Genomic DNA, 13,850 nt, shown 5'->3' on the forward strand with positions numbered 1-13,850 from the left:
CCGGCGACGACGAAACCGGCCCGGTCCGACGGGAGCCTGGAAGGGTGAACGAGAGGAGCGAGCCGTGATCGTCGCGTTGATCGTCGTCTGCGAGGTCGGCTTCTGGGTGCTGCTGGCGCTGGGCCTGGCCGTCCGCTACCTGCTGGGGCGGCGGCGCCTGGGCGTGGCGCTGCTGCTGTGCGAGCCGGTGCTCGAACTGGTGCTGTTCGTCGCCACCGCGGTCGACCTCAGGAACGGCGCCGAGCCGGGCTGGGAGCACGGCCTGGCGGCGCTCTACATCGGCTTCACGGTGGCGTACGGCCACTACACGATCCGCTGGCTCGACGGCCACGCCGCGCACCGCCTCGCCGGGGCGCCGAGGCCGGTGGGCCCGCCGCGCCACGGGCTGGCCCGCGCCGCGCACGAGGGGCGGCTGTGGCTGCGCACCGTGCTGGCCGCCGCGGTCGCCTGCGCGCTGCTCCAGGGCGCGGTGTGGTACGTCGGTGACGGCGGCGACACCTCCTCGCTGCGGTCGTTCCAGTGGACCGCGCTCCGGGTCGCCGGTATCCACGGCGTGATCGCGCTGACGTACCTGGTGTGGCCGAAGAGGGCCCCGGGGGACGCCGGGTCAGCGCTCCCCGCCCGGGACCCAGAGCACGTCCCCGACCCCGGCGTTCGCCGTCCGCGCGAGGATGAACAGCAGGTCCGATAGCCGGTTGAGGTAGGTCGCCGTCAGCGGGTTCATGGTCTCGCCGTGCACCTCCAGGGCGGCCCAGGTGGAGCGCTCGGCGCGGCGGACGACCGTGCACGCCTGGTGCAGCAGGGCCGCGCCCGGGGTGCCGCCGGGCAGGATGAACGAGCGCAGCTTCTCCAGCCGCTCGTTGAAGCGGTCGCAGTCCGCCTCAAGGCGGTCCACGTAGAACTGCTCCACCCGCAGCGGCGGGTACTCGGGGTTTTCCACCACGGGCGTCGACAGGTCGGCGCCCACGTCGAACAGGTCGTTCTGCACCCGGGTGAGCACCTTGACGACCTCCTCGTCCAGGCCGCCCAGGGCGATCGCCGTGCCCAGCACCGCGTTCGCCTCGTTGGCGTCGGCGTACGCCGCGATCCGCAGATCCGTCTTGGGGACCCGGCTCATGTCCCCGAGGGCGGTGCTGCCCTTGTCGCCGGTCCGCGTGTAGATGCGCGTCAGATTGACCATGCCGCCAGGGTAGTGAGCCCCCGCGCGTCCGGCTCAACTAGGCCGTCTGCGGGCTCGCGTGCCCGCTGGCGGTGTGATGTCCGTCATGTGAGACGTGACGCGTATTACTTAGCGGTCACAGGGCCGCTCACTGCCGCTAGTGTCCGCGTGAGAGCACAACGACAGCGCGTATCAGGGGAGTCGCACAGTGGCAGGGAAGCTCGCCGTCATCGGGGCCGGTCTCATGGGTTCCGGCATCGCCCAGGTCTCCGCCCAGGCGGGCTGGGACGTCGTCCTGCGCGATGTGACCGACGAGGCGCTGAAGCGGGGCACCGACGGCATCAAGGCCTCCTACGACAAGTTCGTCAGCAAGGGCCGGATGGAGGCGCACGACGCCGACGCCGCGCTCGCCCGGATCACCACCACCACCGATCTGGACGCCGCCGCGGACGCCGACCTCGTCGTCGAGGCCGTCTTCGAGAAGCTGGAGGTCAAGCACGAGATCTTCCGCGCCCTCGACAAGATCACGCGCCCCGAGGCCGTGCTCGCCTCCAACACCTCCGCCATCCCGATCACCAAGATCGCGGCGGTCACCGAGCGCCCGGAGCGCGTCGTCGGCACCCACTTCTTCTCGCCGGTGCCGATGATGCAGCTCTGCGAGCTGGTACGCGGCTACAAGACCAGCGACGAGACCCTCGCCACCGCGCGGGAGTTCGCGGAGTCGGTCGGCAAGACCTGCATCGTCGTCAACCGCGACGTCGCGGGGTTCGTCACCACCCGGCTGATCTCGGCGCTCGTCGTCGAGGCGGCCAAGCTCTACGAGTCGGGCGTCGCCACCGCCGAGGACATCGACCTCGCCTGCAAGCTGGGCTTCGGTCACGCGATGGGCCCCCTGGCCACCGCCGACCTCACCGGCGTCGACATCCTGCTGCACGCCACCGGCAACATCTACACCGAGAGCCAGGACGAGAAGTTCGCCCCGCCGGAGCTGATGCGCCGGATGGTTGACGCCGGTGACATCGGCCGCAAGAGCGGGCAGGGCTTCTACAAGCACTGATCGCCGTCAACGCGCCCCGAAGGGTCACACGCCGGGGTGAATTCGGTATCGGTTCGCTTACAGACGGCAACCTCCGGGGGCGCGCGGCCGTCAGAGGATGCAACACCTGGTTGCAGTAACACCCCAGAACGGGCAGCACCACCCCGGAACACGCGGTAACACCCCCGGTATCCCCGGTCGCGCGGTCACCCGCGCGCCGGGGCGTACCACCAGACATGACGACGCGAGGCAACGAGACGCACGCACGGGAGCGCATATGCACATCAGGGGCGACCACGCCGAGCTGGTCGTCGGGGGCCGCCTCGACGTCCGCAGCGCGGCGGACGCCCGTGCGGTCCTGCACTCGGCCGTCGACGACGGAGTCGGCGACCTGGTGCTCGACCTGTCCGAACTGGACTCCTGGGACGCCACCGGACTCGGGGTGATCATGGGAGCCCACCGCAGGGCCGGGCGCTGCGGCCGACGGCTGGTACTGCGCGACGTACCACCCCAGATGCAGCGCCTGCTGGTGGCCACCCGGCTGCACCGCATCCTCGCCATCGAGGGCGGCATCGGCGTGGAGTCACTGCCCCGGGTGTGACCGCGCCGCGCCCCGGGCGCGCCCGCGCACCCCGCACAATCCTCACGAGACCGTGACCTCTCGGACGGTCCGGTACCCCGGGCTGTCGTAGATACTGAGCCAAGGTTTACGGTTCGACTGCCCGCCGCCCGGAACCCCTCTGACCGACACCCCTGCGAGCGGGCACCGGACCAGCAGCGACAGCGCGGTGTGCGGCGGCGGCGCGGCCGGGAGGGGCTGGACGAGCACACGACGCTTTTGGGGGGCTAGGAACCCATGGACCCGAACACCCGGGGGCCCGAGGACTACGGCCACGACGGTGACCGCACCGCACCGCGCCCGCGTCCGCCCAGGGACTCCCGCACACCCGAGATCGTCCCGCACACGCCCGCCCTGGCCCGTACGGTGCGACTCGTCACCGGCGAGCTGCTGCTCACCGTCAACCCCGTCGACGGCAGCGAGATCGAGCCCTGCCCGCCCGGTGAACGCCCCGCGCGGCCACGGAAACTGACCCCCGACGAACGCGCCGAGACCGCCCGCGCCGCCCGCCCGCCGGTCCCCGCCGGACCGGATGGGCCCCCGCTGCCGCTCCTCGGCCGCCAGGACGAACGCGAGCAGCTCGTACGGCTCCTCGCCCGGGGCCGCTCGGTACGCCTCACCGGCCCCGCGGGCTCCGGCCGCACCCGGCTCCTCGACCTCGTCGCCGACGACTGCGCCGACCTCGCCCCCGACGGCGTGGTCCGCCTCAACGGCTACCGCCGCACCGCCGACGACCTGCTGCACGACCTCTTCTACGCCGTCCACGACGCCCCGCTGCACCGCCCCACCCGGGACGAACTGCGCGAACTGGTCCGGGAGATCGGCGCCGTCGTCGTCGTGGACGACCTGGAGACCGGCGGCACCGCCCTCGACGACCTGCTCGACGCCACCCCCGAGTGCGCCTTCCTCTTCGCCGCCACCCCGGACACGCCCGCCCCGTCCGCCGACGCGGACCTCGAAGAGGTCGCCCTCAGCGGCCTCGACCGCGCGGGCGGCCTCGACCTCCTCGAACGGGCCGTCGGCCGCCCGCTCACCGAGGAGGAGGCCAACTGGGCGGGCGACCTGTGGTTCGAGTCCGAGGGCCTTCCGCTGCGCTTCGTGCAGGCCGGGGCGCTGCTCCGACAGCGCGACCGGCTGCTGGCGGGCGTGGACGCCGTCGACGAGTTCGGCGTCTTCGAGGACGCCCCGCCCGTCGAGGCCGTACCGCACGCGCCCGTCGACCCCACCGTCGCCGACGACGTGCCGCTGCCCTCCCTCGCGGAGGGCGCCGCGCCCGCCGAACTGCTCGCCGCCCGGCTGAGCGCGTCGGCCCGCGCCACCCTGCGGTTCGCCGTCGCCCTCGGCGGCGAGGTGCCGCACCAGGCCCACCTGCCCGCCCTCGTCGGCGACACCCACGCCGACGCCGCCCTGCGCGAGCTGCTCGACTGCGCGCTGGTCTCCCCGGTCGGCTCCCGCTACCGGCTCGCCGCCGGGGTACGGACCCAGTTGGAGGCCGCCGGGTACGACTCCGACCTCACGGAGCGGGCCAGCACCGCCGCCCAGCACTACGCCTGGTGGGCCGGGCACCCCTCGGTCACCCCGGAGCGGGTGTGCGCCGAGGCGGACGCCGTGCTCGCCGCGCTCGCCGTCCTCGTACCCGGCACCACGCCGCCCGCCGAGGGCGAGGAGAGCACCACCGTGCGGCTGGCCCGCAACGCGGCGCCCGCGTTCGCGGCCGGGCTGCACTGGAGCGCCTGGGAACGCGCGCTGCGGTCCGGCGCCGAGGCTTCCCGGCTCGCCGGTGAGGTCGCCGAACAGGCGTACTTCCATCATGAGTTGGGTGTCCTCGCGCTCTGCGAGGGACAGCTCGACCGGGCCCGCGCCGAGCTGGAGGCCGCCATCGGGCTGCGCGGCGCCGTCGCCGACAAGCGCGGCACCGTCGCGGGCCGCCGCGCCCTCGCCCTGGTCACCGACCGCTCCGGCGGCACGGCCCTGGCGCTGCCGGGCGGCACCGGGGGCGACGAGGTGCCCGCCGCGCCGCACGAGGAGTCCGTGTCACCTGCGGGCGGCGTCCCCGCCGCCCCGGGTTCCTTCCCGGCGCTCCAGCCGCCCGCCGACCCCGTGGTCACCCACCAGCTCCCCACCGGCCCCGGCGCCCGGCACACCCGGGGCGGGCTGCGCCGGGTCGCCAAGCGCAACCTCGTCGCCGCGGGCGCGGGCGCGCTGCTCGCCGCCGTCCTCGGTACGGTGGTGACGCTCGGGGCGACGTCCAGCAACGACGCCGACAGCCCCTCCGACCAGGTGGGCGGCAACCCGCCCGCAAGCCAGGGCACCGACGACGACCTCGGGGCCGAGGAGACCGGCCAGGACGGCGACGCCGACACCGGCGACGCCACCAGCAGGCCGTCCAGCCCGGGACCCGACGGCACCCTCGGCACCGCCGACGACCCGGCGCCGACCTACTCGGGCCCCATGGCGCCCCGGCCGTCCGGGACGCCGAGCGGGACCCAGGGCACGGGCGGGGGGCGTCCGTCCAGCCCTCCGACCAAGTCGCCCACGAAGTCGCCGTCCACGACGTCCAGGCCGCCGACGCAGCCGACCGGGTCCACGTCGCCGGACCCGACCCCGAGCGACTCGGACAGCCCCTCGCCCAGCGGTACGGAGACGTCGCCTGAGCCGCCGACGATGTCCACCTCGGCCAGCGGCCCGATCGAGGCCAGCGCGGAGGAGACCAGCCCGAGCGCGTCCGAGCCGGTGATGTGAACAGCGCGGTGCCGGGCACCCCAAGAGGCGCCCGGCACCACCTCCGGCGTCAGAACAGCCGCAGCTTGTCGTCCTCGATGCCGCGCAGGGCGTCGTAGTCCAACACCTGGCAGCCGATGCCGCGGTCGGTGGCGAGGACGCGGGCCTGCGGCTTGATCTCCTGGGCGGCGAAGATGCCCCGGACCGGCGCGAGGTGCGGGTCGCGGTTCAACAGGTCCAGGTAGCGGGTGAGTTGCTCGACGCCGTCGATCTCACCGCGCCGCTTGATCTCCACCGCGACGGTCTGCCCCTCGGCGTCCCGGCACAGGATGTCCACGGGCCCGATGGCCGTCATGTACTCGCGCCGGATCAGGGTGTAGCCGTCACCGAGGGTCTCGATGCGGTCGGCCAGCAGTTCCTGGAGGTGGGCCTCCACGCCGTCCTTGATCAGGCCAGGATCCACGCCGAGTTCGTGCGAGGAGTCGTGGAGGACCTCCTCCATGGTGATGATGAGCTTCTCGCCCGCCTTGTTGACGACGGTCCAGACGCCCTCCTCGTCACCGGTCCCCTCCTTCAGCGTGCAGGGCGGCGACATCCAGTTGAGGGGCTTGTAGGCCCGGTCGTCCGCGTGGATCGAGACGCTGCCGTCCGCCTTGACCAGGATCAGACGGGGCGCCGAGGGAAGGTGGGCGGTGAGTCGGCCCGCGTAGTCGACGGAGCATCGGGCAATGACGAGACGCATGGTCGGCAACGCTACTCGACGCCCCCCGCCGCACGCGATTCGCCTGCCTCCCACCCGCTCCGCCACGCCCCCGGCGACCCGCGCGACGCCCCAGTTCTCCCGGAACACTCCTGTTCGTTCGTGGCTGATTGTGCGCCTACCAGGGACTGCCTGTGTTCGCGTTTTCCTGGTGCGGCCATCGGCAGTTGCCTACCGTATTAAACGGGAGGTCGCGATGTGTGTACTGAGCGTGGTCGCGTTCTCCCCTACCTGTCCGGCAACCCCTGCCGTTTGGGGGTGCGAGAGGAGAACCCATGTCGCTCGACGTCTCACCGGCCCTACTCGAACAGGCCGAGCGAGGCGAGGTCGACGAAGCTGACTTCGTCGACTGCGTCCGGACCTCCCTGCCCTACGCATGGGAGATGATCAGCTCCCTGGTGGCCCAGCTGAAGGTGGACGGCGGAGAGTTCGCCGACAACCAGACGCCCCCGCCGGACGAGCGGGCACGCGGTCAGTTGCTGCGTGCGCTCGCGAGTGACGCCATCCGCGGTGCGCTGCAGCGGCACTTCGGTGTACGGCTGGCCTTCCAGAACTGCCACCGTGTGGCGGTCTTCCCGCTGGACGCCTCGGCGGACGAGAGGCTGGCCCGATTCACGTCGGTCCGCGGACAACTGCTGAACCAGTCCCCGGAACTGCGGGACTGCTGACGCGATGAGCCGCCCGGCTTGCCGCTCCGTACGCGGGAGGTGCAGTTCGTACCGGAGCGGCAAGCTCCTCGCGGCACCAGCACCGGCACAGCACCGGCACCGCGCCGCCACGGACGCTGACACGGGCCCAGGGCCAGGGCCCGCTCAGGTCAGATGCGGCAGGACCTCCGCGCCGAGCCGTCGTACGTTCTCCTCCGTCGCCGCGAGGTCGCCGGAGCCCTCGACCATGAGGGCGAAGCGGGAGATGCCGGTGCGCTCGCTGGACGCCGCGAGCCGGTCGGCGCACAGCCGCGGGGTGCCCACCGGGTGCAGCCCGCAGAGCAGTTCGGTGTACGTCAGCGGGTCGCGCATCCGGCGCTCCCGGCCGTCCACCGTGACATGGGCCTCCAGGCCCTGCTTCAGCCAGCCGGGCAGCGCCTTCGTCAGCGTCTCCACCGCGTCGGTGCGGCGGTCGGCGATCTGGCAGACACCGGCGGAGACATGGGCGGCGCGGGCGACCTCCTCCGGCGACCGGCCGGTGGCGCGCGCGTGCCGCCGCCACAGCGCGACCATCTCCGCCTTCTCCTCGTCGCCCACGTGCATCCCGAGCAGCATCGGCAGCCCCCGCTCCGCCGCGAGCCGCACACTCGCCGGTGAGGTGCAGGCGACGAGCACCTCGGGCCCCTCGGCGGCCGACAGCGCCTCCGACGGCCGGGGCACCACGGGCACCTCGCGGAAGCGGAACCGCTCCCCGGTGGCCGCGACGGACGGTTCGCGCAGCCAGCGCACCAGCAGATCGAGTGATTCCGGGAACCCCTTCTCGAAGGCGTCAAGACCGGTGCCGAACACCTCCAGGTCGACCCAGGGGCCACCCCGGCCGACGCCCAGGGACAGCCGCCCGCCGCTCGCGACGTGCAGCAGGGCCGCCTGTTCGCCGAGCGCCACCGGGTGCTGGGTGGACAGCACGCTGACCGCCGTACCGACCCGGATGCGGTCGGTGCGGCCGAGGAGTAACCCGGCCAGGGTGACCGCCGACGGGCAACTGCCGTACGGCACGAAATGGTGCTCGGCCAGCCAGACCGTGTCGAGCCCCGCCTCCTCGGCCACCTCGGCGGAGCGGACCGCGCGGTGCAGCGCCTCCCCCTGGCCCTGACCCGGGAACCGGGCCGCCAACACGAAACTTCCTACGCGCATCGCACTTCCATCTTCCTCGGCTCCGACACGGAGCTCCCCCGCTCGGCATAACCGTCTGACACGTGCCGAGGACACGGTCTGACCGGAGGGATTTGCGGATTGTCTGCCAAATGCCTGGCGGGAGGGCGGGACTTGCGCGGATCACCGTGCCCGCGTACCCGTGTCGGGCCCGCGTAGGCTTGAAGAGGCCCGTTCCCTGTATAGCTCCGTGAGGTGTCCCGTGTCCCCGCGTCGCAACCGACCCAAGGGCTCCGGCTCCCCCGGCCGGACCGCCGAGGACGACATGCCGGGCCGCTACGGCGGCTGGCAGTCCACGGAGAGCTGGCGGGGCGAGGAGTGGAGCGTGCGGCACGTGGCGGGCGCGAGCGCGGCGGGCAAGACGTACCGCTGCCCCGGCTGCGACCAGTTGATCCCCTCCGCCGTACCGCACGTGGTGGCCTGGCCGGAGCACGCGGGCGTCGACGACCGCAGGCACTGGCACAAGGCGTGCTGGAACGCGCGGGACCGCCGTACCTCATCGGTACGGCGGTCCCGTAACGCGCCGAGGTTCTGACGGGGTCTACACGTCCCGCCGCTCCTGGAGGAACAGGGCGCCCGCGAACACCACCGCGGTGACGCCGAGGATGATCCACAGCGGGTCCCAGCCGGACGGGCCGGACTCCGACAGCGAGTTGGCGTAGAAGACGCTGAGCTGGTTGGGGATCGAGTACTCGAACAGCGCGTCGCGCAGGCCCTGAAGCGACGACGAGAACATGAACAGCGCGATCACCAGCGGGGCGAGCACCGCGGCGATCATGATGGTGATCGCGCCCGCGGAGTGCCGGATAACCGAGCCGATGAGCAGCGAGATCAGGCCGAGCAGCGCGACGTAGAGCGAGACGCCGACCGTGCCCTTCAGCCACTCGGCGCCGGACGGCTCCCTGGCCTGGGTCACCAGGCTCACCTGCACCATGGCGACGAACCCGGCGGACAGCAGCGTCACCGTGAACGACAGGGTGAAGAACACGATCGCCTTCGCCATGAGCACCCGGCCCCGGGACGGGCACGCCGTCATGGTGGTCCGGATCATGCCGGTGCCGTACTCGGACGCGGTGGTCAGCACGCCGAGCGTGATGATGCACATGATGCCGAGCAGCAGCCCGAAGAAGCCCAGGGCGAGCGCGCTCTCCCCGCCGAGGTCACCGTCGTCGGAGTCGCCCACCAGCACCCCGGTGAGCAGGCCGATGCCGACCACGAGCAGCACGAACACGCCCAGCGTCCACATCGTGGAGCGCACCGACCGGATCTTGGTCCACTCGGAGGCGAGCGCGTGCCCCAGGTGCGTGGGCCTGACGGGGATGGGCGAGGTGTAGCCGGGGTGGTACGACGCCCCGGGCGCCCCCTGCCACTCGGGCGGGGCCTGCGGCATCGGAGTCTGCGGCGTGCTCATCGAACGTCCTCGGGCTTGTTCGTGTCGACGGTGGCGGCGGTTGCGGTGTCCTGCGGCGGGGCGTCCTGGGGGGCGCTCTGCGGGGTGCTCTGCGGGGCGCTCTGCTGGGGGGCGGGTGCCGTCGGAGCGGCGGGCGCGGGCGCCGACTGCGCGGCGGGGGCCGTCTGCGCGGCGGGAGTGGCGGGGGCCGGGGCGGCGGGGGCCGGAGCCTGCGGCGGCATCGGCGGCTGCGGGGCCTGGAGGTACGGATTACCGCCCGCGGGCCCACCCGGCCCACCCGGCGCCGCGAACGGCTGCCCGCCCTGCTGGGGCGGCGGCGGCGCGTACCAGCCGGGCTGCCCCTGCCCGGGGACCGGCACCGAACCCGGCACCGGCTGCGCGCCGGGCGGCGGCGCCTGCATCAGTCCCGCCTTCTGGTCGACCGTGGAGCGGTAGTCCACCGCGCCCTGCGTCATCCGCATGTACGCCTCCTCCAGGGAGGCCTGGTGCGGCGACAGCTCCCAGAGCCGTACGTCAGCCTCGTGCGCGATGTCGCTGATGCGGGGCAGCGGCAGCCCGGTCACCCGCAGCGCGCCGTCCTGCTCGGACAGCACCTGCCCGCCCGCCTCGGTCAGCGCGGCCGTCAGCTTCTCGCGCACCTGCGGCTCGCTGTCCGGGGTGCGCACGCGCGCGAACCCGGCGGAGTTGGCGGCGATGAACTGCTGCACGCTCATGTCGGCGAGGAGCTGACCGCGCCCGATGACGATGAGGTGGTCGGCGGTCAGCGCCATCTCGCTCATCAGGTGGGAGGAGACGAAGACGGTACGGCCCTCCGCCGCGAGCGCCTTCATCAGGTTCCGCACCCACAGGATGCCCTCGGGGTCGAGGCCGTTGACCGGCTCGTCGAAGAGCAGCACCTGGGGGTCGCCGAGCAGCGCGGCGGCGATGCCGAGCCGCTGCCCCATGCCGAGGGAGAAGCCCTTGGAGCGCCGCTTGGCGACGTCCTGGAGGCCGACCACGCCGAGCACCTCGTCCACCCGGCGGGCCGGGATGCCGGAGAGCTGGGCGAGGGACAGCAGGTGGTTGCGGGCCGACCGGCCGCCGTGCACCGCCTTGGCGTCGAGCAGCGCGCCGACCTGGCGGGGCGCGTTCGGCAGCCTGCGGTACGGGTAGCCGCCGATCGTCACCTGGCCCGAGGTCGGGTTGTCCAAGCCGAGGATCATCCGCATCGTCGTCGACTTGCCGGAGCCGTTGGGGCCGAGGAAGCCGGTGACGGCGCCGGGCCGTACCTGGAAGGAAAGGTTGTACACAGCGGTCTTGTCGCCGTAGCGCTTGGTCAGGCCGACTGCTTCGATCATGCTCCGCACCCATCGAAAGGTTCAGGACAGCGGGGCACACGCCCCCGTAAGGGTTAGGAGGATATCGAGGCGCTGACGGTTCCAGCCAAGGGCGGGTAAAACCCGTCCCGTTCGCGCCGTCGCTATGCGTCCCGGCGCTTGAGCAGCACGTAACCGCCGACCAGGGCGGCGACCACCCACAGCACCATGATGCCGAGGCCGCCCCAGGGGCCGTAGGGGGTGTCGTCGTCGATCGGGGTGACCACCTGCATGACCTTGCTGCCCGCCTGGTCGGGCAGGTAGCGGCCGATCTTCTCGGTGGCCGAGACGTTCCCGAGGATGTTGGAGATGAGGAAGAAGAACGGCATCAGGATGCCGAGCGACAGCATGGGGGAGCGCAGCATCGCGGCGACCCCCATGGAGAACACCGCGATGAGGGTCATGTAGAGGCCGCCGCCGAGCACCGCGCGCAGCACGCCCGGGTCCCCGAGGTGCGCCCGCAGGTCGCCGAGCATCGCCTGGCCGAGGAAGAAGGTGGCGAAGCTGGTGGCCATGGAGACCACCAGCGCGAGCAGTGTGGCGACGGCGACCTTGCTGAACAGCAGGGTGCCGCGCTGCGGTACGGCGGCCAGCGAGGTGCGGATCATGCCGGAGGAGTACTCGTTGGAGACGACGAGCACCCCGAACACGATCATCGCGAGCTGACCGAGGCTCATCCCGGCGAAGCTGATGAAGGTGGGGTCGAAGGAGAGCTGGTCGCGTTCGCTGAGGTTGTCGAACTCGTTCTCCGACAGTGCGGAGATCAACATGCCGAGGGCGATGGTGACCAGTACCGCGAGGGAGAGCGTCCACACGGTGGACGCCACTGACCGGATCTTGGTCCACTCGGACCGCACCACCTGGGTCGCCGCCATGTCAGCCCCTCCTCCAGTCCTCGCCCCACTGCGCCCGCGCCTGCGGCTGCTCGGCGGCGGCGGGCGTCCCGTCGTGCGCGTGGTACTCCACCGACTCCGCCGTCAGCCGCATGAACGCCTCCTCCAGCGAGGCCCGCTGCGGGCTCAGCTCGTGCAGGACCAGGTGGTGCTGGGCGGCCAGCTCACCGATCAGCTCGGCCTTGTCGCCGTCCACCTCCAGGCTGCCGCCACCGGCCTCCACGACGGTGATCCCGGCGCCGTGCAGCACGTCGAGCAGCCGCTCGCGCTGCGGGCTGCGCACCCGCACGTAGCTGTGTGAGTTGGCGGCGATGAAGTCCGCCATGGAGGTGTCGGCGAGCAGCCGTCCCTGCCCGATCACCACCAGGTGGTCGGCGGTCAGCGCCATCTCGCTCATCAGGTGGGAGGAGACGAAGACGGTGCGGCCCTGCGCGGCCAGCGATTTCATCAGGTTGCGGATCCAGTGGATGCCCTCGGGGTCGAGTCCGTTGACCGGCTCGTCGAACATCAGGATGCGCGGGTCCCCGAGCAGCGCGCCCGCGATGCCGAGCCGCTGCCCCATGCCGAGGGAGAACCCCTTGGCCTTCTTCCGCGCGACCGCCGTCAGACCCACGGTGTCCAGCACCTCCCGCACCCGCTGCCGGGGGATGCCGTTGCTCTGCGCCAGACAGAGGAGGTGGTGGTAGGCGCTGCGGCCCCCGTGCACCGCCTTGGCGTCCAGCAGGGCGCCGATGTACGTCAGCGGGTCGCGCAGCTCGTCGTAGTGCCTGCCGTCGATGCGGACGTCACCGGCGGTGGGGTGGTCCAGGCCGAGGATCATCCGCATGGTGGTGGACTTGCCCGCGCCGTTGGGGCCGAGGAACCCCGTGATGATGCCCGGCCGGACGGTGAAGGTGAGGTTGTTGACGGCCACCTTCTCGCCGTACCGCTTGGTCAGCCCCGCCAGCTCGATCATGCGGCCCACGCTAGAACGGGACAAAGCCCTCTGCCACCGCAGTGACAGAGGGCTTCGCAGGTGTTCGTCAGCCGTACCCGGGCTGGTTACCGGGACTGCTGGGCGGGCACCCCACGGGAGATCGGCTCGTCCTCGGCCGGGGTACCGGCGGCGGCCACCGCGGCGCCCGTGAGCGTGGCGAGCATCTCGCGCACGTTCGTGAGCTGGGCGTTGATGGAGTCGCGGCGGTTGGTGAGGGCGGCCAGCTCGCGCTCGGACTCCGAACGGATGCGGTCGGCCTTGGCGTTGGCGTCGGCCACGATGTCCTCGGCCTGGCGCTGCGCGGTCTCCACCGTCTGGCGGGCCCGGCGCTCGGCGTCGGTGCGCAGCTTCTCCGCCTCCAGGCGGAGCTGCTCGGCGCGGTGCTCGATCTCGGCGAGGCGCTTCTCGGCCTTGGCCTGACGCGACGCCAGGTCACGCTCGGACTGCTCGCGGCGCTTGGCGAGGTTGGTCTCGAAGTCGGCGGCGGCCTGCGCGGCCTTGGCGCGGGTCTCCTCGAAGAGCGCGTCGGCCTCCTCGCGCTTGGACTGCGCGTCCTTCTGCGCCTCGGCACGGAGCTGGGAGGCGTCGGACTTGGCCTTCTCGACGATGCGGACGCCCTCGTCCTCCGCCTTGGCCTTGCGCTCGGCGGCGAACGACTCGGCGTCGTTGCGCACCTGCTGGGCGGCCGACTCGGCCAGCTCGCGGTGCTGCTCGGCCGCGCGGCGGGCCTCCTCGCGCAGGTCCTTGGCCTCTTCCTCGGCCAGGCGCAGGATCTTCTCGACCCGAGCGCCGAGACCGGCGTACGACGGCTCGGCGTCGGTCACCTGGGCCTGGGCGTTCTGCGTTTCGAGGTGCAGTTCCTCGATGCGCTTCTCCAGAGCGGTGATGCGGGCGAGAGCGCTGTCACGGTCGGAGACGAGCTTGGAGATACGTTCGTCCACCTGAGCGCGGTCGTATCCACGCCGCACAAGCTCGAAGCCGTAGGGGGAAGTGTCGCTCATGGGGTTCCTGTCGAATGAGACCGGTGAGGTGATAGGTGGAATCCTAGGGGTCAGAACGGC

14 protein-coding genes are annotated in these 13,850 nt (G+C 72.3%); 6 read left to right on the forward strand and 8 right to left on the reverse strand.

Translation table 11 applies throughout. The annotated features are described in order from the left end of the window. Window positions 1-64: 64 nt before the first annotated feature. Window positions 65-691, forward strand: coding sequence for a hypothetical protein (locus tag ACFQZ6_RS24505; protein ID WP_381612493.1), 627 nt, complete (start codon window positions 65-67; stop codon window positions 689-691). Here ACFQZ6_RS24505 and ACFQZ6_RS24510 read toward each other — a convergent pair. Continuing rightward, entirely contained in the window at window positions 608-1,180 is a 573-nt protein-coding gene (locus ACFQZ6_RS24510; RefSeq protein WP_381612495.1) for a cob(I)yrinic acid a,c-diamide adenosyltransferase, read from the reverse strand. The two genes, ACFQZ6_RS24505 and ACFQZ6_RS24510, sit on opposite strands and share 84 nt — an antisense overlap. 187 nt (window positions 1,181-1,367) lie before the next feature. Between ACFQZ6_RS24510 and ACFQZ6_RS24515 the strand changes: the two genes are divergently transcribed. From ACFQZ6_RS24515 to ACFQZ6_RS24525, 3 genes are all read left to right on the forward strand, one after another. Further along, window positions 1,368-2,216 (forward strand): 3-hydroxyacyl-CoA dehydrogenase family protein, encoded by an 849-nt coding sequence (locus ACFQZ6_RS24515; RefSeq protein WP_381612497.1) that lies wholly within the window; start codon window positions 1,368-1,370, stop codon window positions 2,214-2,216. A gap of 256 nt (window positions 2,217-2,472) precedes the next feature. Then, window positions 2,473-2,796 carry an STAS domain-containing protein gene (locus ACFQZ6_RS24520; RefSeq protein ID WP_381612499.1) on the forward strand — a complete coding sequence of 108 codons (324 nt, stop codon included), beginning with the start codon at window positions 2,473-2,475 and terminating at the stop codon, window positions 2,794-2,796. 255 nt (window positions 2,797-3,051) lie between these two features. After that, on the forward strand, window positions 3,052-5,556 hold the full coding sequence (locus ACFQZ6_RS24525; RefSeq protein ID WP_381612501.1) for an ATP-binding protein: 2,505 nt from the start codon (window positions 3,052-3,054) through the stop codon (window positions 5,554-5,556). Window positions 5,557-5,605: 49 nt separating this feature from the next. On the opposite strand, the gene nucS is transcribed toward ACFQZ6_RS24525, so the two are convergent. Then, complete coding sequence (gene nucS, locus ACFQZ6_RS24530) at window positions 5,606-6,277, reverse strand: endonuclease NucS (protein WP_381612503.1); 672 nt, start codon at window positions 6,275-6,277, stop codon at window positions 5,606-5,608. Window positions 6,278-6,570: 293 nt separating this feature from the next. Between nucS and ACFQZ6_RS24535 the strand changes: the two genes are divergently transcribed. Continuing rightward, entirely contained in the window at window positions 6,571-6,963 is a 393-nt protein-coding gene (locus ACFQZ6_RS24535; protein WP_381612504.1) for an SCO5389 family protein, read from the forward strand. A gap of 144 nt (window positions 6,964-7,107) precedes the next feature. Here ACFQZ6_RS24535 and ACFQZ6_RS24540 read toward each other — a convergent pair whose 3' ends face one another. Further along, the gene (locus ACFQZ6_RS24540) at window positions 7,108-8,136 is read right to left on the reverse strand and encodes an LLM class flavin-dependent oxidoreductase (RefSeq protein WP_381612506.1); all 1,029 of its coding nucleotides are present in this window, start codon (window positions 8,134-8,136) and stop codon (window positions 7,108-7,110) included. Window positions 8,137-8,356: 220 nt separating this feature from the next. On the opposite strand from ACFQZ6_RS24540, the gene ACFQZ6_RS24545 reads away from it, so the two are divergent. Continuing rightward, entirely contained in the window at window positions 8,357-8,689 is a 333-nt protein-coding gene (locus ACFQZ6_RS24545; RefSeq protein WP_381612508.1) for an ATP/GTP-binding protein, read from the forward strand. 6 nt (window positions 8,690-8,695) lie between these two features. Here the strand turns inward: ACFQZ6_RS24545 and ACFQZ6_RS24550 are convergent, their stop codons facing one another. The 5 genes from ACFQZ6_RS24550 to ACFQZ6_RS24570 form a co-directional block, all read right to left on the reverse strand. Beyond that, window positions 8,696-9,565: an ABC transporter permease gene (locus tag ACFQZ6_RS24550; RefSeq protein ID WP_381612510.1), complete on the reverse strand. Its 870-nt coding sequence runs from the start codon at window positions 9,563-9,565 to the stop codon at window positions 8,696-8,698. Beyond that, window positions 9,562-10,902 (reverse strand): ABC transporter ATP-binding protein, encoded by a 1,341-nt coding sequence (locus ACFQZ6_RS24555; protein WP_381612513.1) that lies wholly within the window; start codon window positions 10,900-10,902, stop codon window positions 9,562-9,564. The genes ACFQZ6_RS24550 and ACFQZ6_RS24555 overlap by 4 nt, the downstream gene beginning before the upstream one ends. A 122-nt stretch (window positions 10,903-11,024) precedes the next feature. Continuing rightward, entirely contained in the window at window positions 11,025-11,795 is a 771-nt protein-coding gene (locus ACFQZ6_RS24560) for an ABC transporter permease (RefSeq protein ID WP_381612516.1), read from the reverse strand. 1 nt (window position 11,796) lies between these two features. After that, window positions 11,797-12,768: an ABC transporter ATP-binding protein gene (locus ACFQZ6_RS24565; RefSeq protein WP_381612519.1), complete on the reverse strand. Its 972-nt coding sequence runs from the start codon at window positions 12,766-12,768 to the stop codon at window positions 11,797-11,799. 86 nt (window positions 12,769-12,854) lie between these two features. Beyond that, window positions 12,855-13,790 (reverse strand): cellulose-binding protein, encoded by a 936-nt coding sequence (locus ACFQZ6_RS24570; protein ID WP_210924660.1) that lies wholly within the window; start codon window positions 13,788-13,790, stop codon window positions 12,855-12,857. Between the last annotated feature and the right edge of the window lie 60 nt (window positions 13,791-13,850).

This window comes from Streptomyces flavalbus, assembly GCF_042674625.1.
Lineage (GTDB): Bacteria > Actinomycetota > Actinomycetes > Streptomycetales > Streptomycetaceae > Streptomyces > Streptomyces flavalbus.

Bases quoted from the DNA above. Each gene is read 5' to 3' on its own strand.
- ACFQZ6_RS24510 (WP_381612495.1), bottom strand. From the start codon at position 1,180: ATGGTCAATCTGACGCGCATCTACACGCGGACCGGCGACAAGGGCAGC.
- ACFQZ6_RS24520 (WP_381612499.1), top strand. From the start codon at position 2,473: ATGCACATCAGGGGCGACCACGCCGAGCTGGTCGTCGGGGGCCGCCTC.
- ACFQZ6_RS24525 (WP_381612501.1), top strand. From the start codon at position 3,052: ATGGACCCGAACACCCGGGGGCCCGAGGACTACGGCCACGACGGTGAC.
- nucS (WP_381612503.1), bottom strand. From the start codon at position 6,277: ATGCGTCTCGTCATTGCCCGATGCTCCGTCGACTACGCGGGCCGACTC.
- ACFQZ6_RS24535 (WP_381612504.1), top strand. From the start codon at position 6,571: ATGTCGCTCGACGTCTCACCGGCCCTACTCGAACAGGCCGAGCGAGGC.
- ACFQZ6_RS24540 (WP_381612506.1), bottom strand. From the start codon at position 8,136: ATGCGCGTAGGAAGTTTCGTGTTGGCGGCCCGGTTCCCGGGTCAGGGC.
- ACFQZ6_RS24550 (WP_381612510.1), bottom strand. From the start codon at position 9,565: ATGAGCACGCCGCAGACTCCGATGCCGCAGGCCCCGCCCGAGTGGCAG.
- ACFQZ6_RS24555 (WP_381612513.1), bottom strand. From the start codon at position 10,902: ATGATCGAAGCAGTCGGCCTGACCAAGCGCTACGGCGACAAGACCGCT.
- ACFQZ6_RS24560 (WP_381612516.1), bottom strand. From the start codon at position 11,795: ATGGCGGCGACCCAGGTGGTGCGGTCCGAGTGGACCAAGATCCGGTCA.
- ACFQZ6_RS24565 (WP_381612519.1), bottom strand. From the start codon at position 12,768: ATGATCGAGCTGGCGGGGCTGACCAAGCGGTACGGCGAGAAGGTGGCC.
- ACFQZ6_RS24570 (WP_210924660.1), bottom strand. From the start codon at position 13,790: ATGAGCGACACTTCCCCCTACGGCTTCGAGCTTGTGCGGCGTGGATAC.